Source organism: Saccharopolyspora terrae, from assembly GCF_004348435.1.
In the GTDB taxonomy this organism is placed as follows: Bacteria; Actinomycetota; Actinomycetes; order Mycobacteriales; family Pseudonocardiaceae; genus Saccharopolyspora; species Saccharopolyspora endophytica.
In genome coordinates this window covers 45,483-63,716 of record NZ_SMKS01000027.1, presented here as the reverse complement: position 1 = coordinate 63,716, position 18,234 = coordinate 45,483, and the positions used below count along the sequence as shown (strand labels likewise).

Sequence of the window (18,234 nt, the reverse complement as noted above, 5' to 3'; positions counted from 1 at the left end):
CGCCGCGAGCCCCGCTGATCCTGGGGCGCGGCCGGGGGAGCGCGGTGGCCTCGAAGGAAAGGGGAACGGCATGCGGCGAACGCCGACACACGGACGGCGCTCGGGTGCCGGAACGCGGCGCAGGAGCGCCGCCACGGTCGCGCTGCTGCTCACCGGCGCCATGGCGCTGGCGGGCTGCGCGAAGGACACCGGCGGTGGTGGGAGCGCCGGTGGTGGTGGGAACGGGCCGTGCCAGTTGAGCGCGCCGCCCCCTGGAGCCCCCGCGGCTCCGACGAGCGCGACGACGACCGAGCAGATGCCGCCGCCGAACGCGAGTGCGATGCGGGTCGGCGTGGCCTTCGACATCGGCGGGCGCGGCGACGCCTCGTTCAACGACGCCTCAATAGCGGGCCTGGACCGGGCCAAGGCCGACATGGGCCTGGGGGAGACCAAGGAGCTCGACGCGGGAGCGGGTGAGCCCGAGGACGCCAAGCAGACCCGGCTGCGCCAGCTCGCGCGCGAGGGCTTCAACCCGGTCATCGCGGTCGGCTACGCCTACGCCGACGCGCTCAAGCTCGTCGCGCCGGAGTTCCCCGGCACCAAGTTCGCCATCATCGACGAGCAGGTCGACGGCGTGCCGAACGTCACCCCGCTGGTCTTCGCCGAGGAGCAGGGCTCCTTCCTGGCGGGCGTGGTGGCCGCGCACAAGTCGAAGAACTGCCACATCGGGTTCGTCGGTGGCGTGCAGACGCCGCTGATCCAGAAGTTCGAGGCCGGTTTCGAGGCGGGCGCGAAGGCGGCCGCCCCGGACATCAAGATCGAGAACGAATACCTGACCCCTGCGGGTGACTTCAGCGGCTTCCAGGACCCGAACAAGGGCTCCGAGGTCGCCACCGGTCAGCTGGAAGCGGGCGCCGACGTGATCTACCACGCGGCGGGCGCCTCCGGTAAGGGCGTGTTCGGCGCGGTCAAGGGCGCGGGCGCGCAAGCCATCGGGGTCGACTCCGACCAGTACAACCAGCCCACCGTGGCCGAGTACAAGGACGTCATCATCAGCTCGATGCTCAAGCGCATCGACCTGGCGGTCTACGACTACATCGCCGCCGTCGCGCGCAACGACCTGAGCACGGTGCCGAAGAAGTTCGACGTCGCCATCGACGGGGTCACCTACTCGACTTCGGGCGGCAAGATCGACGACCTCAAGACCACTCTGGACGCCTACAAGGCCGCGATCGCCAACGGTCAGATCCAGGTCCCGGACAAGCCCTGATCGCGGGCGCCCTCCGGCCTGAGCAGTGATGATGAAGGGCACCTCGCTCTCACCGCGCGTGCTGGCGAGGTGCCCTTCCTCGTTCCGCCCTCCTGGTTGGCGGTTTCGCGCCAAGATGTCCGGTCGTGGGCCGAAACCGTCCATCGTTGAGCGTCCATCTGGTTCGCTGCCGGTGGAGACAAGCCCTGGAGCACCATGAACACCTCTGCCGATCCGGTGTCCGACGGCCCACCGGCCGTCGAGCTGACCAGCATCACCAAGACATTCCCCGGCGTCGTGGCCAACTCCGACGTCAACCTCACCGTCCGCGCGGGCGAGGTGCACGCGCTGTGCGGTGAGAACGGGGCGGGCAAGTCCACCCTGATGAAGATCCTCTACGGGATGCAGGCGCCGGACTCGGGAACCATCCGGGTGCGCGGCGAGGCGATCGCCTTCCGCACCCCGGCCGAGGCCATCAAGTCCGGGATCGGCATGGTCCACCAGCACTTCATGCTGGCCGACAACCTGACCGTGCTGGAGAACATCGTGCTCGGCGCCGAGGGCTCCCACGGCATCGGCGGCAAGGCGCGCCGCCGGGTGCTGGAGCTGGCCGAGCAGGCCGGTTTCGAGCTGCGGCTGGACGTGCTGGTCGAACGCCTCGGCGTCGCCGACCGGCAGCGCGTGGAGATCCTCAAGGTCCTCTACCGGGGCGCGCGGATCATCATCCTCGACGAGCCCACGGCGGTGCTGGTGCCGCAGGAGGTCGACGAGCTGTTCACGACCCTGCGCACCATGCGCGAGCAGGGCTTCACGTTCCTGTTCATCTCGCACAAGCTCGACGAGGTGCGCAGCATCGCCGACACCGTCACGGTGCTGCGGCGCGGCACCACGGTCGGCACCGTCGGCGCGTCCGAGGTGACCAGCCGCGAGCTGGCCGAGATGATGGTCGGCAGTGAACTCCCGGTTGCCGAGCACGGACCGTCCACAGTGACCGATCGCGAAGTGCTGACCGTGTCCGGGCTTTCGGCCGCCGAGGCGGACCGCCCGGTGCTCGACGGCATCGACCTGGCGGTGCGCGCGGGCGAGATCGTGGGCATCGCCGGAGTCGAGGGCAACGGCCAGACCGAGCTCGTCGAGGCCATCATGGGCATGCGCCCGATCACCTCCGGGCAGGTCAAGCTGGGCGACCGGGACATGACCGCGCTGGGCACGCTCGCCCGCCGCGAGGCCGGCATCGGCTACGTGCCCGAGGACCGGCACCGGCAGGGCCTGCTGCTGGACGAATCGCTCTGGCAGAACCGCATCCTCGGCCACCAGACGCGACGCCCGGTCTCCCGGGGAAGGTGGCTGGACCGGCAGGGCGCCAAGGACGACACCCGTCGCATCGTCGAGCAGTTCGACGTGCGCACCCCCGGCATCGACGTCGACGCCGCCGCGCTCTCCGGGGGCAACCAGCAGAAGCTCATCATCGGCCGGGAGCTCTCCGGCGACCCGAAGCTGCTCATCGCCGCGCACCCCACGCGGGGTGTGGACGTCGGCGCGCAGGCGGGCATCTGGGAGCACCTGCGCAACGCCCGCGCCGAAGGCCTCGCGGTGTTGCTGATCTCGGCCGACCTGGACGAACTCATCGGTCTGTCCGACACCATCCGGGTCATGTTCCGCGGCGGGCTCGTCGCCACCGCGGATCCGCGCTCGGTGACCCCGGAGCAGCTGGGGGCGGCGATGACCGGAACGCAGGAGGCGGTGTGAACACCTGGCGGGCGCGGTTGCTGCCGCCGGCCTTGGCGATCGTTTTCTCCGCGGTGCTGTGCAGTGCGGTGCTGCTGATCTCCGGGGCCGATCCGATCGCGACGTTGCTGGAGATGGTCGCCCAGGTCGGTCGTGGCACGACCGCCGTGGACATCATCAACACGGCGGGCGCGTACTACCTGGTCGCGATCGCCGCCGCGATCGGGTTCCAGATGAACCTGCTCAACATCGGCATCGAGGGTCAGTGCCGGCTCGCCGCGTGCGTGGCCGCGATCGTGGCCGGGGCGGTGAGCCTGCCGTTCGGGCTGCACGCCGCGCTGGTCGTGGTGGTCGGTGCGGTCACCGGTGCCGCGTGGTGCGGGATCGCCGCGCTGCTCAAGGTCTACCGCGGGGTGTCCGAGGTGATCTCCACGATCATGCTCAACACCCTGTCCATCGGCCTGATCGCCTTCCTGGTGCGGGTCTTCGGCGAGATGCGCGGCAACAGCCAGGGCACCGCGATCATCCCGGACAGCGGCCTGGTGCCCGGCATCCCGCTGGGCGGTGCGGGCACGGTGTTCGGGCTGGTGCTGCTGGCGGTGCTGGTCGGTGTCGGGTACGCGCTGCTCATCGACCGCACGCGCTACGGCTTCGAGCTGCGCGCTTCGGGGCTGTCGCCGGCGGCGGCCCGCGCGGGCGGGGTGAACTCCAAGCGCATGATCCTGACCGCGATGCTCATCTCCGGAGCCATCGCGGGCCTGGCCGGGCTGCCGGAGATCCTCGGCCGCGACCACACCTTCACCGTCAACTTCCCGACCGGCTACGGCTTCGCCGGCCTGGCCATCGCGCTGCTGGGCCGCAACCACCCGCTCGGCGTCGCGTTCGGCGCGTTGCTGTGGTCCTTCCTGGACAAGAGCTCGCTGACGCTGGACAACATCGGTGTTCCGAAGGAGATCGTGACCATCCTGCAGGGAACCATCGTGCTGGCGGTGGTGGTCGCCTACGAGCTGGTGCGCCGCCGCGAACTGGCCGCTGAGCAGCGGCGGGTCGGCAAGGCCGTGGACACCGCCGAACCGGTCGCGGTGAGCGGAGGTGAGCGGGCATGACCGCCGTGATGGTGGAGCGGACCCCTTCCGCGCGCGACAGCGGGAGGAAGATGCCCGGCTGGGCGCGGGTGCTGCTGTGGGTCGTGGTCGGGTTCGTCGCGCTGGCGATCACCTCGTACCAGACCGGAGTGCCGCAGCTGACCGGTTCGGGCACCGTGCAGGCCGCGGTGCGCCTGGGCATCCCGATCCTGCTGGCCGCGCTCGGCGGCCTGTGGGCGGAACGAGCCGGTGTGATCAACATCGGCCTCGAAGGCATGATGATCATGGGCACGTGGGGCGGCGCCTGGGCCGGGTACCAGTGCGGCCCGCTGGCGGGTCTGGTCGCGGCGGCCGTGTTCGGCGGGCTCGGCGGACTGCTGCACGCGATCGCCACGGTGTCCTTCGGCGTGAACCACATCGTCTCCGGTGTGGCGATCAACCTGCTCGGAGCAGGTGCGGCGAAGTACCTGTCCACGCTGATCTTCGAGCCGATCTCGCAGAACCCGAGGCAGTCGCCGCCGGTGCCGAAGTTCGACACCTACTCGATGCAGCCCCTCTCCGGCTGGCTCCAACAGCTGGAAGATCTGCAGCGGGTCGGGATCTCCGACGTCGCGGGCATCCTCGGCGGTCTCGTCTCGGGCGTCTCGCCGCTGACGATGCTGGCCTACCTGCTGGTCCCCGCGAGCTACCTGATCCTGTGGCGCTCGCCGTTCGGGCTGCGGCTGCGGTCCTGCGGTGAGAACCCGGTGGCCGCCGAATCCCTCGGCGTGAACGTCTACCGGTACAAGTACATCGCGGTGATCATCTCCGGTGCGCTGGCCGGGATCGGTGGCGCTGCCCTGATCCTCAACCCGGGGCAGGCCGGTTACCTCGAAGGGCAGACCAACAACCGCGGCTACATCGGTCTCGCGGCCATGATCTTCGGCAACTGGCGCCCGGGCGGCCTGCTCGGCGGTGCCGCGCTGTTCGGCTACTCCGACGGTCTCCAGCTGCGCAGCGGCGAGACCAGCGTGCACGCCCTGTTCTACGGGGCAGCGCTGCTGCTCGTGGTGGTCGCGGCGTGGCAGATCTGGCGGCGCAACTGGTTCGCCGCGGGTCTCTCGCTGGTGGCGGCCGCGGTGATGTACTCGATCTACTGGTTCACCGACGAGCTGCCCGAGGAGCTCACCGCCTACACCCCGCACCTGGTCACGCTGGTCGTGCTGGGCGTGGCGGCGCAGCAGCTGCGACCACCCGCGGCCAACGGCCTGCAATACCGCAGAGGGGCCGACCAGTGATCGACGTCGACTGGGAATCCTTGCGCGCCAAGGCCGTCGAGGCCGCCGCGCTGGCCTACTGCCCGTACTCCGGGCTGCAGGTCGGTGCGGCGGCGCTCTGCGACGACGGACGCGTGGTGACCGGCTGCAACGTCGAGAACGGCTCCTACGGCGTGACGTTGTGCGCCGAGTGCACGATGGCCGGTCAGCTGCACCTGACCGGCGGCGGCCGGTTCGTCGCCGTCGCCTGCCGCAGCGGCACCGGCGACCTGCTCATGCCCTGCGGCCGCTGCCGCCAGATCCTCCAGGAGCTCGGCGGCTCGGACTGCCTGGTCGACACCCCGCGCGGCGTCCTGCCGATGAACCAGGTCCTCCCGGACGCCTTCGAACTCTGACCCCCGACGCCCCGCACCTACCCCGCCTGGTCCCGATCCGACCCGATTTCAGTGGACCTCAGGACCCCGGACTTCAGTGGAACTCCGGGACCCGATTTCCACTGAAATCCGGGAACCGAGTTCCACTGAGATCGGGTCACCGGGGGTGTGAGCAGGTGGGGAGCGGGGTGAAGAGCACTCGATCGAGGGGTGTTCGGTGTCGAGGTGGGGTGTTGGTGGTGAGGGTGTCGTGAGTGGACGAGTGGTGGAGGTGGTGTGGTGTTCTCCGCGATCGACGTGATTCGGGCGAAGAGGGATGGACTGCGGCTCAGCGATGAGCAGATCGACTGGGTCGTCGACGCCTACACCCGCGGTGAGGTCGCCGACGAGCAGATGTCGGCGCTGGCGATGGCCGTGCTGCTGCGGGGCATGACGCCGGAGGAGACGGCGCGCTGGACCGCGGCGATGGTCGCCTCCGGTGACACCCTCGCGCTCAGCGGCCTGTCGAGACCCACGGTGGACAAGCACTCGACGGGCGGGGTCGGCGACAAGATCACCCTGCCGCTGACGCCGCTGGTCGCCGCCTGCGGCGCGGCCGTCCCGCAGCTGTCCGGCAGAGGGCTCGGGCACACCGGCGGAACCCTGGACAAGCTGGAGTCCATCCCCGGCTGGCGGGCGAGCTTGACCGCCGACGAGATTCGCGACCGGCTGCGCGACGTCGGTGCCGTGATCTGCGCGGCGACCGAGGGCCTGGCACCGGCCGACCGGAAGCTCTACGCGCTGCGCGACGTCACGGGGACGGTCGAGTCCGTGCCGCTGATCGCCAGCTCGATCATGAGCAAGAAGATCGCCGAGGGCGTGGAGTCGCTGGTCCTCGACGTCAAGTGCGGATCGGGCGCCTTCATGAAGACCCCGGACCAGGCGAGGGAGCTCGCCGCCGCGCTGGTGGACATCGGTGCGGCCAACGGCCTGCGGATCAGCGCGCTGATCACCGACATGTCGGTGCCGCTGGGCCGCGCGGTCGGCAACGCGCTGGAAGTGGCCGAGAGCGTCGAGGTGCTGCGCGGCGGCGGGCCGCCGGACGTCGTCGAGCTCACCGTCGAGCTGGCCCGCGAGATGCTGCGCCACGCGGGCATCTCCGGCGTGGACCCCGCGGAGGTCCTGGCCGACGGACGGGCGCACGAGGTCTGGTGCCGGATGATCACCGCCCAGGGCGGAGATCCCGAGGCCGCCCTACCGCAGGCCGCGCACGTCGACACGATCACGGCCCCGGCCTCGGGCACGCTCACCGGGCTCGACGCCCACGTCGTCGGCCTCGCCGCCTGGCGGCTGGGCGCCGGCCGGGCGCGCAAGGAGGACACCGTCGACCACGCCGCCGGCGTGCTCTGCCTCGCCAAGCCCGGCGAGCGGGTCACCGAGGGCCAACCGCTGCTGGAACTGCGCACCGACCGGCCGGAAACCCTCCCGGCCGTCCGAGAATCGCTTCGAGCCGCGTACGAAATCAGCGGTGCCGACGTGAAGTCGACACCGCTGATCCTCGACAAGGTCACCGCTGGCCGGTCATCCCGCTGAAGCGGGATTGCTCAGGCGCTCTCGGCGGTGAAGTCGTCGTCGCCGCTCTCCAGCGCCTTGTTCTCGCCGTTGTCGCGCTTGGCGCTCTTCGAGCGTCCGCGGCGCTGCTGACGGGGCAGCGTCGTGGGCGGCGGCGGGGAGGACTGGGCGCTGCCGCCGAGGATGAGCTCGGCGAAGGTGGCCATGGCCTCGTCCAGCTGACCGGCGTGCCGCTGCTCGCTCTCCTCGTTGGCCTCGCGGACCAGCGCGTTGAGCTTGTCGGCGTCGGGACGCTGGGACAGGGTGCCGGACAGCTGCGAGAGGTTCTGCGACAGCGTGCCGCCCAGCTCGCCCAGACCGGTCTTGACGCCCTCTTCGACGTTGTCCAGCCGGGTGCTGACGCCCTGCTCGACGGTGTCGATGCGGGTGTTGACGTTGTCCTCGACCTGGGTGAGGCGGCCGGAGACCTGGTCCAGCCGGTCGGTCAGCGCCTCCAGGCGCTGCGCCAGGTCGTCGAGCTTGTCGGTCGGGTCCACGGCCGGGCGCTCGGCGAGGTGGTCCAGCTTCGAGTCCAGCTGGTCGCGGGAGCCGGAAACGGCTTCCGCGAGCTCCTTCTGCGAAGCGGCGAGCTCCTTCTGGGCCTCGCTGAGGCCCTTCTGGGTCGTGCCCGCGGAGTCGGTGACCGCGCGCTGCAGGGCCTCGCGGGTCCCGTCGAGGTGCTCGTGCACGCCCTCGTCGATCTCGGCGAACCGGCCGCGCAGGCTGGTCTCCAGCGAGTCGATGCGGTCGCGCACCGGGTCGTTGACCGACGCCGGGAGGGCTTCGAGGCGGCTGTCCTGCTTGTCCAGGTGCGAGCCGAGCTCGTCCATGCGCTTGTGGATGTGGCCGAGCTTGTCCTCCAGGCCGTCCATGCGGCCGGAGACGCCGTCCATCCGCCCCGCGACGCCGTCCAGGCGGCCGTCGAGCTGGGCGAAGGGCTTGGCGAGCTTGTCCACGATGGTCTCGACGGCGCCCTTGAGGTCCAGCAGCGCACCGTCGTGCGCCTCCAGCTTCGCCAGCGTCTCGTCGAGCCGCTCGGCGAGCACGCTGACCTCGGTGCGGTCGGGCAGCTCGGACAGGCGCTTGCGCACCGAGCCCAGGGACTCGAGCGGGGAGAGCCGGGCGTGGATTTCGTCGAGTGCGTCGAAAATCTGCTGCTGTTCGCTTTCGCGGATCTCAGCCGCACGCGTGAGCATGTTGCGCATGCGGTCGAACGACATGTTCTCGGTCACGGCTAGGGGCGTCCTTCGTCGAGGGGGGTGAGGACTTGAGAAGCCTAGCCACTGCATTCTCGCGCTCATAGCCGCCCCCCGTTACATTCCGCGACATTCATCCGCCAATTGGGGCTGAACGGCCCTCAGTTGATGGGCTGTTCGCATCAACCATCCAGAACTGAATGCTCTAAGAAAGACATCTGCGTCCATCTGGGTGAGTTTTTTCGCAGGCGCCGCTCGGCCAATCGGTTGTGAACCCCGATCGGCGCAGTGGTCGATGGCCGCTGAACAGCGTCGAAGTCATGGGGTGATCAAGCGGTGTCTCTGCGTGAGTCCCCGGAACGTGGCGGGTAACGTAGTCGCATGTCGACACCGGTGAACCTGGAAAACATCCGGCAGGCGCCGAAGGTGCTGCTGCACGATCACCTCGACGGCGGGCTGCGTCCGCAGACCGTCCTCGATCTCGCTCACGAAGGCGGATATCCCGGGTTGCCCCACGACAACGCCGATGACCTCGCGCGTTGGTTCGTGACGGCGGCCGACTCGGGCTCGCTGGAGCGCTACCTGGAGACCTTCGCCCACACCGTGGGCGTGATGCAGACCAGTGAAGCCCTGTTCCGCGTCGCGGCCGAAGCGGCCGAGGACCTGGCGGACGACGGCGTGGTCTACGCGGAGGTCCGCTACGCGCCCGAGCTGTTCCAGGAACGAGGCCTGACCCTGGACGAGATCGTGCAGGCGGTGCAGGACGGATTCCGCGAGGGAGAGCGCCGCGCGGAGGCCGCTGGAAAACGAATCCGCATCGGCACGCTGCTGTGCGCGATGCGGCAGAACGCGCGATCCACCGAAATCGCCAATCTCGCCATTCGGTACCGGGACGCGCAGGTCGTCGGCTTCGACATCGCCGGCCCGGAAGCGGGATTCCCGCCCACCCGCAACCTCGACGCCTTCGAATACCTGCGGCAGCAGAACGCGCACTTCACCATTCACGCAGGTGAGGCGTTCGGATTGCCTTCCATTTGGGAGGCCATTCAGCACTGCGGCGCAGAACGGCTCGGTCACGGGGTGCGGATCGTCGACGACATCAAGGTCGACGACGACGGCACGGTACACCTCGGCCGGCTGGCCTCCTACGTGCGGGACCGCCGGATCCCGCTGGAGATGTGCCCCTCCTCGAACCTGCAGACCGGCGCGGTGTCCTCGCTCGCCGACCACCCGATCGGCCTGCTGGCCCGGTTGCGCTTCCGCGTCACCATCAACACCGACAACCGGTTGATGAGCCACTGCTCGATGTCCAGCGAGTTCGCCGCGCTGCACGAGACCTTCGGCTACGGCTGGGAGGAGTTCCAGTGGTTCACGGTGAACGCGATGAAGTCGTCGTTCCTCGGGTTCGACGAACGGCTGGCGATCATCAACGAGCAGATCAAACCGGGCTACGCCGACCTGTTCTCCTGACCGCGACACCGCGATGGCGCTAGGCTGCACAGTCTCCGGCGGCACACCGTCGTGCCGCCGGAGACGCCCAGCACAGGTTCGAGCCGCCGCACTGTCCTGGAGGCGCAGGTGAGAAGGACCAGCGAACCCACGTTGATCGCGTCGGTCCAGCGCGCGCTCCGGCTGCTGGAGGTCGTCGGCGAGCACCCCGGCGGGATCACCGCGAAGTGCTTGGCCCGCGACACCGGGCTCGCGCTGTCGACGACCTACCACCTGCTGCGGACCCTCGTCCACGAGGGATACCTGGTCAAGCTCGACGACGGCGCGTTCATCGTCGGCGAGCAGGTGACCGGTCTGCACGACTCCGCGCAGGCGCAGCAGCTGCGCGCCAAGATCCGCGGCGTGATGGTCGAACTCCGCGAGGACCTCAACGCGGCGATCTACCTCGCCCGCTACCAGGACGGCGAGGTCCAGGTCGACGAGATCGTGGACAGCCCGCGCACGCCCAGGGTGGACGCGTGGGTGGACTTCCGGCAGGCGGCGCACGCCACCGCGGTCGGCAAGTGCCTGCTCGCCGGGCTCAGCAAGGGCGAACGCGCCGACCACTTCCGCAGGCACCCGCCGGAAGACCTCACCCCGCGCACCATCACCGGCGTGCGCGAACTGGTCGAGCGCCCGCCATCGGAGCTGGTCGCCGACACCGAGGAGTACTCGTTGGGCACGGCCTGCCTGGCCGCCCGCGTCCAGTGCGCGACCTCGCCGGTGACGCTCGCGATCTCGTTCCCGGCCCACAAGCTCGCCACCACCGGCGACTACCTGCGTCCGCTCAGCGCTGCGGCTGACGAGATCTCCCGCGCCCTCGCGCTGGCGGGTGATCGGGTCTGCTGGAACTGACCGATCTTTGATCACCATCTGAAAATCGGTGCCTTGTCAACCTCTCCAGCGCAGCGGGAAAATTCTGCGCAAGCAGCCAGTGAGGGGTTTACCCGATGTCAGCGGGCGACGATGGGACGTTGCTGCAGGAGGTCCGAACGGGATCGATGATCGCGTTCGCGGAGCTCTACGCCCGGCACAGAACGGCAGCGCACACCATGGCTCTGCAAGTCGCGGCGGTTCCGGCCGATGCCGACGACCTCGTCTCGGAGGCGTTCGCCAAGATCCTCGACGTGCTGCGCAGGGGGAGCGGGCCGGACCGGGCGTTTCGCGCGTACCTGCTCACCACGATCCGCAACCTCGCCGCGGGCGTCAACGCCAAGTCCCGCCGGATGATCCTGGCGGCCGACATCGACGAGTTCTGCGAGCCGGAGGAACCGGTGCAGTTCACCGACGGTGCCATCGGCGAGCACGAAAGTGCCTGCGTGAGCGAGGCGTTCGCGCACCTGCCCGCGCGCTGGCGCCAGGTCCTGTGGTCGGTCGAGGTGGAGGACCAGACGCCGTCGGACCTGAGCCGCCGCTACAACCTCAGTCGCAACAGCGCGGCGGCCCTGGTCTACCGGGCCCGCAAGGGACTCCGCCAGGCCTACGAGCAGCGCCTCGCGACGCCGGAGCTGACCTCGGTCGCTTGAGCCGGGTCAGTGCTTGCGGAAGCGCTCTTCCAGGTCGGCCATGAGCTTGCGCCAAATCTGGACCTCGGCGTCGAACGGCGGGCTCGGGGGCATCCGGTTCGGGCTCGGGCGCAGGATGAACGACACCAGCCAGCCCAGTCGTTCCGAGGACTGCAGGGCGTTCTCGGCGCTGTCGTCGCCGGCCCAAGCCGCCGCGTCGAGCAGCAGCTCCTCGGCCAGGTCCAGCTGGGTGGGGTCCACTTCGGACGGTCCTTCGCCGAGGTCGGCGTCCAGGCCGGCCAGCACGTAGGTGTTGTCCGACTCGACCTCGACCTCCAGCTCGCCGCCGGTGGCCGCGTCGCGCAGGCGCTGCCAGGTGGCCACCCGCGCCAGGTCGGTGTTCTCGACGGCCTCGTCGTCGGCGAGGAAGCGGGCGAGCGCGCGCCGCGAGGTGAACACGTCGATCTTGCCGTCCTCGCCGAGGAAGACCGGGTCGTCGCCGAGGTAGCAGCGCAGCGTGTAGAGCTCGCTGTCGCTGGTGACGATCTGGATGGGATCGATGCCGATCTCGCCCCAGAAGCCGAGTTCGACCTCTTCGATCTCGTCCACATCGGAATCCGAGGTGGCGGTGTCCTCGTCGGAGTAGGTCTCGGTCGCCTCGGCGAGCTCGGTCTCGGCGGTGGCGACCGCGTCCGCGGGGACGTCGGGGGTGGTCACGACGGAGTCGATGGCGTCGAGCACCTCGTCCCAGCGCTCCACCACGACCTTGCACAGCTCGTTCCAGCGCTTCTGCCCGTCGCGGCCGTTGAAGGCCAGCATGCCCTGGTTGAGCAGGGAGAAGCCGTCGGCCGAGTCGAGGACCTCGTCCACGGCGTCGAGCTCGCACACCTCGGCCAGCGACCGGGCGATCTCGACGATGTCGGCGAGCTCGGCGACGGTCCAGGTGTCCAGCGGCTCCGCCACCAGCTCCGGGACGCCCACCAGGTCGAACTGGTGGTCCTCGTCGGGGCTGAGCTCGACGGCCGACAGCGCGGGCACCACGTGCCACGCCGGGTGGTCGTCGAGGTCGTGTTCCCGTGCTGTGCGCACGAACGCGGCAAGCCGCGCGGGATCGGGGAATCCGTAGAGGTCATCCCCGTACCCGAGGAACGCTTCCCATTCCTCACCATCTTCGCGCCAGTGCGGTGCCCACAGGGTGACGACGTCTCCCTGCGGCAGCCCGAGCTCGATGGGGACGATGTCCTGCGCCATCTCTCTACCTCCGGTCACCAGAACCAGACCCCGCGGAAGCCTACGGGTTGGCCGTGGACGGCTTGTGCCCTGGTCCGGTGTCACCGTATCTCGTTCGATCATTGCAACAGCGGACGGAACAGTTGGTAACGATCTCCTGTCGCTTCTCGGGCTTCGGGCTACCCGGTTCCGCTGTTCGGTCCAGCGGCTTCACCGTTCGCCTTCGAAGTCCCCTTTGGCGGTACCACCCCGGTGCGCGACCGGCGATCATGATCGGAATGGATGTCACGGAGCTGTGGAGTCAGATCGCGCACTGGCTCGGGCGACATGCGCCGGTCACCGCAGCCGCTCTGCGTCCGCCAGTTCGGAAACCCGACTTCGTCGAGCTCGAGGGCGAGTTCTCCGTTGAGCTGCCGGACGAGCTGCGAGCGCTGTGGATCTGCTGCGGCGGTACCGAGGGCGACGTGCTGGCCGACGTCCTGCCACCGTTCTACACGCCGTACGGCGCGCACCAGGCGTTGTCGGCGTGGCGCGATCACCGCAAGACCTGGACGGCGCAGTGGGACCGGCCGGCCTGCGACTACTACGCGGGATCGCCGGGGTCGAGCTTCCACCCGTCGTGGATCCCGATCGCCGGTGACGGGTTCGCCGACGAGCTGGTGGTCGACCTGCGGCCGGGGCCGTTGCGCGGGTGCGTGCTGGAGTGGGAGCAGGAGCACGCGCAGGTGCTGCGGCCGGAGTGGCAGGGCATCACGGCGATGCTCGCCGACGTGCACCGGGCGCTGACCGACGGCGCCCCCGCGGGGCACAGCTACCCGACCGTGACCGAGGACGGCCGCCTGGACTGGCAAATCCGCTGATCAGATCCCCATCGGAGTTCCGGTGGGGATTTTTCCTGACCCACTAGTTGGTCTCGCACACTAGTCGGTGTTACGTTCTAGTCATGGCGGAACGGACGACGACGGCCAGGCAGACGCAATGGCTGCGCGGGGTGCTCGACCTCGCGGTGCTGGCGCTGCTGGCCGAAGGCGGGGAGGGCTACGGCTACACGCTGCTGCAGCGGTTGGCCGAAGCCGGACTGCCGGACATGAAGGCCGGAACGCTCTACCCGCTGCTCAACCGGCTGGCCGCCGACGGCCTGCTGCAGGCGGAGTGGCGGGCGGGCGAAGGCGGCCCAGGTCGGAAGTTCTTCTCGCTGACCGATCAGGGCCGTGCCGCGCTGGCGGAGATGGGACCGAAGTGGGTCGAGTTCGCCCGGAACTCGATCGCCGTTGTGGAACGAGGGGTGCAAGCATGATGACGCTGGACCGGAAGTACCGCGATGACCTGGTGAAGGCCCTGCGCGTTCACGAGATATCCGGAACGCGCATCGGTGAGGTGGTCGCCGAGGTGGAAGCGCACGTGACGGAGACCGGCGAGGACCCCGTGGAGGCCTTCGGCAAGCCGCGCGACTACGCCCGCCAGGTCGTCGCCCAGCTCGACACGGCCACCGGCAAGCGCTCGACCGGTGCCGCCATCCTCACGATGGTCGCGGGGGGTGCTCTCGCCATGTTCGGCCAGACGTTCTGGGGTGACGGTCTGAGCGACGCGCCCACGGTCGGCTACACGCTGCGCGACGTGGTCGCCCAGCCGGCCCTGCTGGTCGTGATCGTGCTGGCCTGCCTGCTGGCCTTCCGCGCCTACACCGCTTCGTCGCACAACAAGGCGTTCGGCGGAGCCGCCGCCGTGGTCGTGGCCCTGGGGGTCGCCTCGCAGATCCTCTGCAACAAGTACCTCGACGACCGGACGCCGCTGATCGAGGCGCCCACCTGGCTGATCCTCACTCTCGGCATCCTGTTCCTGATCGCCCTGTTCACGCTGCTCGGCTGGTCCATCCGCCGAGGCCGCGTCCGCTACCCGATCAAGGGAAGTTTCAGCTGAAACTTCACGTCCCCACGGGGTGCCACACGGTCTTGATCTCGGTGAAGGCGCGCAGGCGCTGGAGATCGGGTTCGCCGGTCCAGTCGGGTTCGCCGCGGACCGGCAGCACCCGCTTGACGGTGTCGGCGGCCGAGCGCGCGAGCTCGCCGCGCAGCTCGGCGGAGGCCCCGGTCGGGTCCAGGGCGTTGACGTCGGCGTGGGAGGCCAGCCACGGGCCGAGCTCGGCGGCCCGGCCGGTCAGCACGTTGACCACCCCGCCGGGAACGTCCGAGGTGGCCAGCACCTCCGCGAGCGTGATCGCGGGGAGCGGCCGCTCGCCGGAGGCCACGACCACGCAGGTGTTGCCCGCGGAGATCACCGGGGCGATCACGCTGACCAGCCCCAGCAGCGAGGACTCCTGCGGCGCCAGCACGCCCACGACCCCGGTCGGCTCGGGCGTGCTGAACGAGAAGTACGGGCCCGCGACCGGGTTCGACGCGCCGAGCACCATCGCGATCTTGTCGGTCCAGCCCGCGTACCAGACCAGGCGATCCACCGCGGTATCCACAGTGGACAGCGCGGTCTCCCGGGAGACGCCCTCGGCGGTGGAGACCTCGGCGGCGAACTGCTCGCGCCGCCCCTCCATCACCTCGGCGATGCGGAACAGCACCTGACCCCGGTTGTAGGCGGTGGCACGGGACCAGCCGCTGAACGCATTGCGGGCCGCGGCGACGGCGTCGCGCACGTCCTTGCGCGAGGCGTGCGCGACGTTGGCCTGGAACTCCCCGTCCGCAGAGGTCACGGCGAACACCCGTCCGGATTCGGAGCGCGGGAACGCGCCACCGATGTAGAGCTTGTAGGTCTTGGCGACGGCCAGCCGGCCGGCAATGTCAGACATCGAGGTACGCCTCCAAACCAGCCCGGCCGCCCTCGCGGCCGAACCCGGATTCGCGGTAACCGCCGAAGGGCGCGGTCGGGTCGAACCGGTTGAACGTGTTCGCCCACACCACGCCCGCGCGCAGCTTCTGCGCCGCCCACAGGATCCGCGAGCCCTTCTCGGTCCAGATCCCGGCCGACAGCCCGTAGGGCGTGTTGTTGGCCTTGGCGATCGCCTCGTCGGGGGTGCGGAAGGTCAGCACCGACAGGACGGGGCCGAAGATCTCCTCGCGGGCGATCCGCATCGACTGCTGCACCCTGGAGAACACCGTCGGCGCGAAGAAGAAACCGCGTTCCGGCAGCTCGCAAGGGCTGCTCCAGCGCTGGGCGCCCTCGGTCTCGCCGCTGGCGGTCAGCTCGGTGATCCTACTGAGCTGCTCGGCGGAGTTGATGGCGCCGACGTCGGTGTTCTTGTCCAGCGGGTCACCCACGCGCAGCGCGCTCACCCGCGTCCGCAGCTTCTCCAGCAGCTCCTCGGCCACCGACTCCTGCACCAGCAGCCGAGAACCGGCGCAGCACACGTGGCCCTGGTTGAAGAAGATGCCGTTGACGATGCCCTCGACGGTCTGGTCCACCGGCGCGTCGTCGAAGACGATGTTGGCCGCCTTGCCGCCGAGCTCCAGCGTCAGCTTCTTGCCGGTCCCGGCCACGGTCCGCTGGATCTGCTTGCCGACCTCGGTCGAACCGGTGAAGGCCACCTTGTCCACGTCGGAGTGCGCCACCAGCGCGGCCCCGACGTCGCCGGCACCCGGCACGATGTTGACCACGCCCGCCGGGAGCCCGGCCTGGCGGCAGATGTCGGCGAACACCAGCGCGCTCAGCGGAGTCGTCTCGGCGGGCTTGAGCACCACGGTGTTGCCGCAGGCCAGCGCGGGTGCGATCTTCCACGCGAGCATCAGCAGCGGGAAGTTCCACGGGATCACCTGACCGGCCACGCCCAGCGGTTTCGGGTGGGGCCCGAAACCGGCGTGGTCGAGCTTGTCGGCCCAGCCGGCGTGGTGGAAGAAGTGCGCGGCGGCGGTGGGGACGTCGACGTCGCGGGATTCCTTGATGGGCTTGCCGTTGTCCAGCGTCTCCAGCACCGCCAGCTCGCGGCCGCGCTCCTGGATGAGCCGCGCGATCCGGAACAGGTACTTCGCCCGCTCCTTGCCCGGCAACTTCGACCAGACCTGGTCGTAGGCGCGGCGCGCGGCGGCGACCGCCCGGTCCACGTCACCGGTGTCGGCCGAGGCCACCTCGGCGAGGGTTTCCTCGGTCGCCGGGTTGACGGTCTTGATGGTCTGCCCGCCGCCGTCGACGAACTCGCCGTCGACGAACATCCGGTAACTCGGCTTGAGGTCGGCGAGCTCGCGCGACTCCGGCGCGGGCGCGTACTCCCAAGGGCTGGTCATCTAGTCCACCGCCACGTAGTCGGGGCCGCTGTAGTGGCCTTCGAGCTGGGTTCGCCGCTGCATCAGCAGATCGTTGAGCAGGCTGGACGCGCCGAACCGGAACAGGTCGGGGGTGAGCCACTCGGGACCGGCCACTTCGTGCACCGCCACCAGGTAGCGGATCGCGTCCTTGGTGTTGCGGATGCCGCCCGCGGGTTTGACGCCGCGCAGCTCGCCGGTGGAGTCCCGCCAGTCGCGCACGGCCTGCAGCATCAGGTGCGTCACCGGCAGCGTCGCGGCGGGGGAGACCTTGCCGGTGGAGGTCTTGATGAAGTCGCCCCCGGCCAGCAGCGCCAGCCACGACGCCCGGCGCACGTTGTCGCAGGTCGCCAGCTCGCCGGTCTCCAGGATGACCTTGAGGTGCGCGTCCCCGCAGGCGGCCTTGACGGCCTTGATCTCGTCGAAGACCTGCCCGTAGCGCCCGGCCAGGAACGCTCCCCGGTCGATGACCATGTCGATCTCGTCGGTCCCGGCGGCCACGGCGTGCTCCACGTCGGCGAGCTTCACGGCCCGCGCGGCTCGCCCGGAGGGGAACGAGGTGGCCACCGAGGCCACGTGGATCCCCGACCCGTCAAGCTCGGCGACGGCGGTGGCGGCCAGGTCGGAGTACACGCACACGGCCGCGACCTGCGGAATCCCGTCCTGACCCGGGTCGGGCCGACGGGCCTTGGCGCACAGCGCCCGGACCTTGCCCTCGGTGTCGGCGCCTTCCAGGGTCGTCAGGTCGACCATGGAGATCGCGGTGTCGATGGCCCAGAGCTTCGAGTCCTTCTTGACGCTCCGGGTCCCCAACCCGGCCGCCCGCTGCTCCAGTCCCACCTGGTCAACGCCAGGAAGACCGTGCAGGAACCGGCGCAACGACCGGTCATCCCGCACGGCGTCGTCAAGATCGAACGGCGTCCATGCCATACCGGCAGTCTAGGTCGAGACCAAGAACTCGCGTCCCAATGGAGGGATCACGCCACCCCCAACGTCCCCACACGAACCCCACCGTCACCTGCTCGAACGCCCCCACAGCCTCTGCTCGAAGCCCAGCATGACGCCCCGCGGGACACCCCCAGTCGAATTTCGCGCGAAATTCGACCTGGAACTTCGGGACTCGAATTTCTCGCGAAATTCGACACCTCGCCTCCCTGACCAGGGACTACACGCCCGGGCGCGGGGGGATTCGAATTTCGCGCGAAATTCGAGCCTGAACTTTGGGGGTCGAATTTCTCGCGAAATTCGACTCAGGCCTCGCGGGCTTGGGGCTCGACGCCGAAGGGTGCGATGCCGTCAGCGCGCGCGAG

General features: G+C 69.6%; 17 protein-coding genes. 12 read left to right on the top strand and 5 right to left on the bottom strand.

What is annotated here, in order from left to right:
* Positions 1–70: 70 nt before the first annotated feature.
* From E1181_RS16765 to E1181_RS16740, 6 genes are all read left to right on the top strand, one after another.
* On the top strand, positions 71–1,249 hold the full coding sequence (locus E1181_RS16765) for a BMP family lipoprotein (protein WP_165944645.1): 1,179 nt from the start codon (positions 71–73) through the stop codon (positions 1,247–1,249).
* Between the two features lie 195 nt (positions 1,250–1,444).
* The gene (locus tag E1181_RS16760; protein ID WP_408010027.1) at positions 1,445–2,977 is read left to right on the top strand and encodes an ABC transporter ATP-binding protein; all 1,533 of its coding nucleotides are present in this window, start codon (positions 1,445–1,447) and stop codon (positions 2,975–2,977) included.
* Positions 2,974–4,062: an ABC transporter permease gene (locus tag E1181_RS16755; RefSeq protein ID WP_132675816.1), complete on the top strand. Its 1,089-nt coding sequence runs from the start codon at positions 2,974–2,976 to the stop codon at positions 4,060–4,062. Before E1181_RS16760 ends, E1181_RS16755 begins: the two co-directional genes overlap by 4 nt.
* On the top strand, positions 4,059–5,318 hold the full coding sequence (locus tag E1181_RS16750; protein ID WP_132675815.1) for an ABC transporter permease: 1,260 nt from the start codon (positions 4,059–4,061) through the stop codon (positions 5,316–5,318). Before E1181_RS16755 ends, E1181_RS16750 begins: the two co-directional genes overlap by 4 nt.
* The gene (locus E1181_RS16745; RefSeq protein WP_132675814.1) at positions 5,315–5,692 is read left to right on the top strand and encodes a cytidine deaminase; all 378 of its coding nucleotides are present in this window, start codon (positions 5,315–5,317) and stop codon (positions 5,690–5,692) included. The genes E1181_RS16750 and E1181_RS16745 overlap by 4 nt, the downstream gene beginning before the upstream one ends.
* Before the next feature lie 255 nt (positions 5,693–5,947).
* Positions 5,948–7,243, top strand: a complete 1,296-nt coding sequence (locus tag E1181_RS16740) for a thymidine phosphorylase (protein ID WP_132675813.1) — start codon at positions 5,948–5,950, stop codon at positions 7,241–7,243.
* A gap of 11 nt (positions 7,244–7,254) precedes the next feature.
* Here E1181_RS16740 and E1181_RS16735 read toward each other — a convergent pair whose 3' ends face one another.
* Positions 7,255–8,493, bottom strand: a complete 1,239-nt coding sequence (locus tag E1181_RS16735; RefSeq protein WP_132675812.1) for a hypothetical protein — start codon at positions 8,491–8,493, stop codon at positions 7,255–7,257.
* A gap of 345 nt (positions 8,494–8,838) precedes the next feature.
* Between E1181_RS16735 and E1181_RS16730 the strand changes: the two genes are divergently transcribed.
* The 3 genes from E1181_RS16730 (at position 8,839) to E1181_RS16720 (ending at position 11,471) form a co-directional block, all read left to right on the top strand.
* A complete protein-coding gene (locus tag E1181_RS16730) occupies positions 8,839–9,927 on the top strand; it encodes an adenosine deaminase (protein ID WP_132675811.1) in 1,089 nt (362 codons plus the stop codon).
* A 108-nt stretch (positions 9,928–10,035) separates the two neighbouring features.
* On the top strand, positions 10,036–10,800 hold the full coding sequence (locus E1181_RS16725) for an IclR family transcriptional regulator (RefSeq protein WP_165944644.1): 765 nt from the start codon (positions 10,036–10,038) through the stop codon (positions 10,798–10,800).
* Between the two features lie 95 nt (positions 10,801–10,895).
* Positions 10,896–11,471, top strand: a complete 576-nt coding sequence (locus tag E1181_RS16720; protein WP_132675810.1) for an RNA polymerase sigma factor — start codon at positions 10,896–10,898, stop codon at positions 11,469–11,471.
* A gap of 6 nt (positions 11,472–11,477) precedes the next feature.
* Here E1181_RS16720 and E1181_RS16715 read toward each other — a convergent pair whose 3' ends face one another.
* Positions 11,478–12,701 carry a primosomal protein gene (locus E1181_RS16715; RefSeq protein WP_132675809.1) on the bottom strand — a complete coding sequence of 408 codons (1,224 nt, stop codon included), beginning with the start codon at positions 12,699–12,701 and terminating at the stop codon, positions 11,478–11,480.
* A 257-nt stretch (positions 12,702–12,958) separates the two neighbouring features.
* Between E1181_RS16715 and E1181_RS16710 the strand changes: the two genes are divergently transcribed.
* From E1181_RS16710 to E1181_RS16700, 3 genes are all read left to right on the top strand, one after another.
* Positions 12,959–13,540: an SMI1/KNR4 family protein gene (locus tag E1181_RS16710; RefSeq protein WP_132675808.1), complete on the top strand. Its 582-nt coding sequence runs from the start codon at positions 12,959–12,961 to the stop codon at positions 13,538–13,540.
* An 83-nt stretch (positions 13,541–13,623) separates the two neighbouring features.
* Complete coding sequence (locus E1181_RS16705; RefSeq protein WP_132675807.1) at positions 13,624–13,977, top strand: PadR family transcriptional regulator; 354 nt, start codon at positions 13,624–13,626, stop codon at positions 13,975–13,977.
* Positions 13,974–14,600 carry an HAAS signaling domain-containing protein gene (locus E1181_RS16700; protein ID WP_132675806.1) on the top strand — a complete coding sequence of 209 codons (627 nt, stop codon included), beginning with the start codon at positions 13,974–13,976 and terminating at the stop codon, positions 14,598–14,600. The genes E1181_RS16705 and E1181_RS16700 overlap by 4 nt, the downstream gene beginning before the upstream one ends.
* 4 nt (positions 14,601–14,604) lie before the next feature.
* Here the strand turns inward: E1181_RS16700 and E1181_RS16695 are convergent, their stop codons facing one another.
* The 3 genes from E1181_RS16695 to deoC are packed head-to-tail and all read right to left on the bottom strand — an operon-like array spanning position 14,605 to position 17,854.
* Positions 14,605–15,477 carry an aldehyde dehydrogenase family protein gene (locus E1181_RS16695; protein WP_132675805.1) on the bottom strand — a complete coding sequence of 291 codons (873 nt, stop codon included), beginning with the start codon at positions 15,475–15,477 and terminating at the stop codon, positions 14,605–14,607.
* Positions 15,470–16,906 (bottom strand): aldehyde dehydrogenase family protein, encoded by a 1,437-nt coding sequence (locus tag E1181_RS16690; protein WP_132675803.1) that lies wholly within the window; start codon positions 16,904–16,906, stop codon positions 15,470–15,472. Before E1181_RS16690 ends, E1181_RS16695 begins: the two co-directional genes overlap by 8 nt.
* Entirely contained in the window at positions 16,907–17,854 is a 948-nt protein-coding gene (gene deoC / locus E1181_RS16685) for a deoxyribose-phosphate aldolase (protein WP_132675801.1), read from the bottom strand.
* Positions 17,855–18,234 lie beyond the last annotated feature (380 nt).

Bases quoted from the DNA above. Each gene is read 5' to 3' on its own strand.
- E1181_RS16710 (WP_132675808.1), top strand. From the start codon at position 12,959: ATGGATGTCACGGAGCTGTGGAGTCAGATCGCGCACTGGCTCGGGCGA.
- E1181_RS16720 (WP_132675810.1), top strand. From the start codon at position 10,896: ATGTCAGCGGGCGACGATGGGACGTTGCTGCAGGAGGTCCGAACGGGA.
- E1181_RS16765 (WP_165944645.1), top strand. From the start codon at position 71: ATGCGGCGAACGCCGACACACGGACGGCGCTCGGGTGCCGGAACGCGG.
- E1181_RS16705 (WP_132675807.1), top strand. From the start codon at position 13,624: ATGGCGGAACGGACGACGACGGCCAGGCAGACGCAATGGCTGCGCGGG.
- E1181_RS16715 (WP_132675809.1), bottom strand. From the start codon at position 12,701: ATGGCGCAGGACATCGTCCCCATCGAGCTCGGGCTGCCGCAGGGAGAC.
- deoC (WP_132675801.1), bottom strand. From the start codon at position 17,854: ATGGCATGGACGCCGTTCGATCTTGACGACGCCGTGCGGGATGACCGG.
- E1181_RS16690 (WP_132675803.1), bottom strand. From the start codon at position 16,906: ATGACCAGCCCTTGGGAGTACGCGCCCGCGCCGGAGTCGCGCGAGCTC.
- E1181_RS16700 (WP_132675806.1), top strand. From the start codon at position 13,974: ATGATGACGCTGGACCGGAAGTACCGCGATGACCTGGTGAAGGCCCTG.
- E1181_RS16730 (WP_132675811.1), top strand. From the start codon at position 8,839: ATGTCGACACCGGTGAACCTGGAAAACATCCGGCAGGCGCCGAAGGTG.
- E1181_RS16750 (WP_132675815.1), top strand. From the start codon at position 4,059: ATGACCGCCGTGATGGTGGAGCGGACCCCTTCCGCGCGCGACAGCGGG.
- E1181_RS16760 (WP_408010027.1), top strand. From the start codon at position 1,445: ATGAACACCTCTGCCGATCCGGTGTCCGACGGCCCACCGGCCGTCGAG.
- E1181_RS16695 (WP_132675805.1), bottom strand. From the start codon at position 15,477: ATGTCTGACATTGCCGGCCGGCTGGCCGTCGCCAAGACCTACAAGCTC.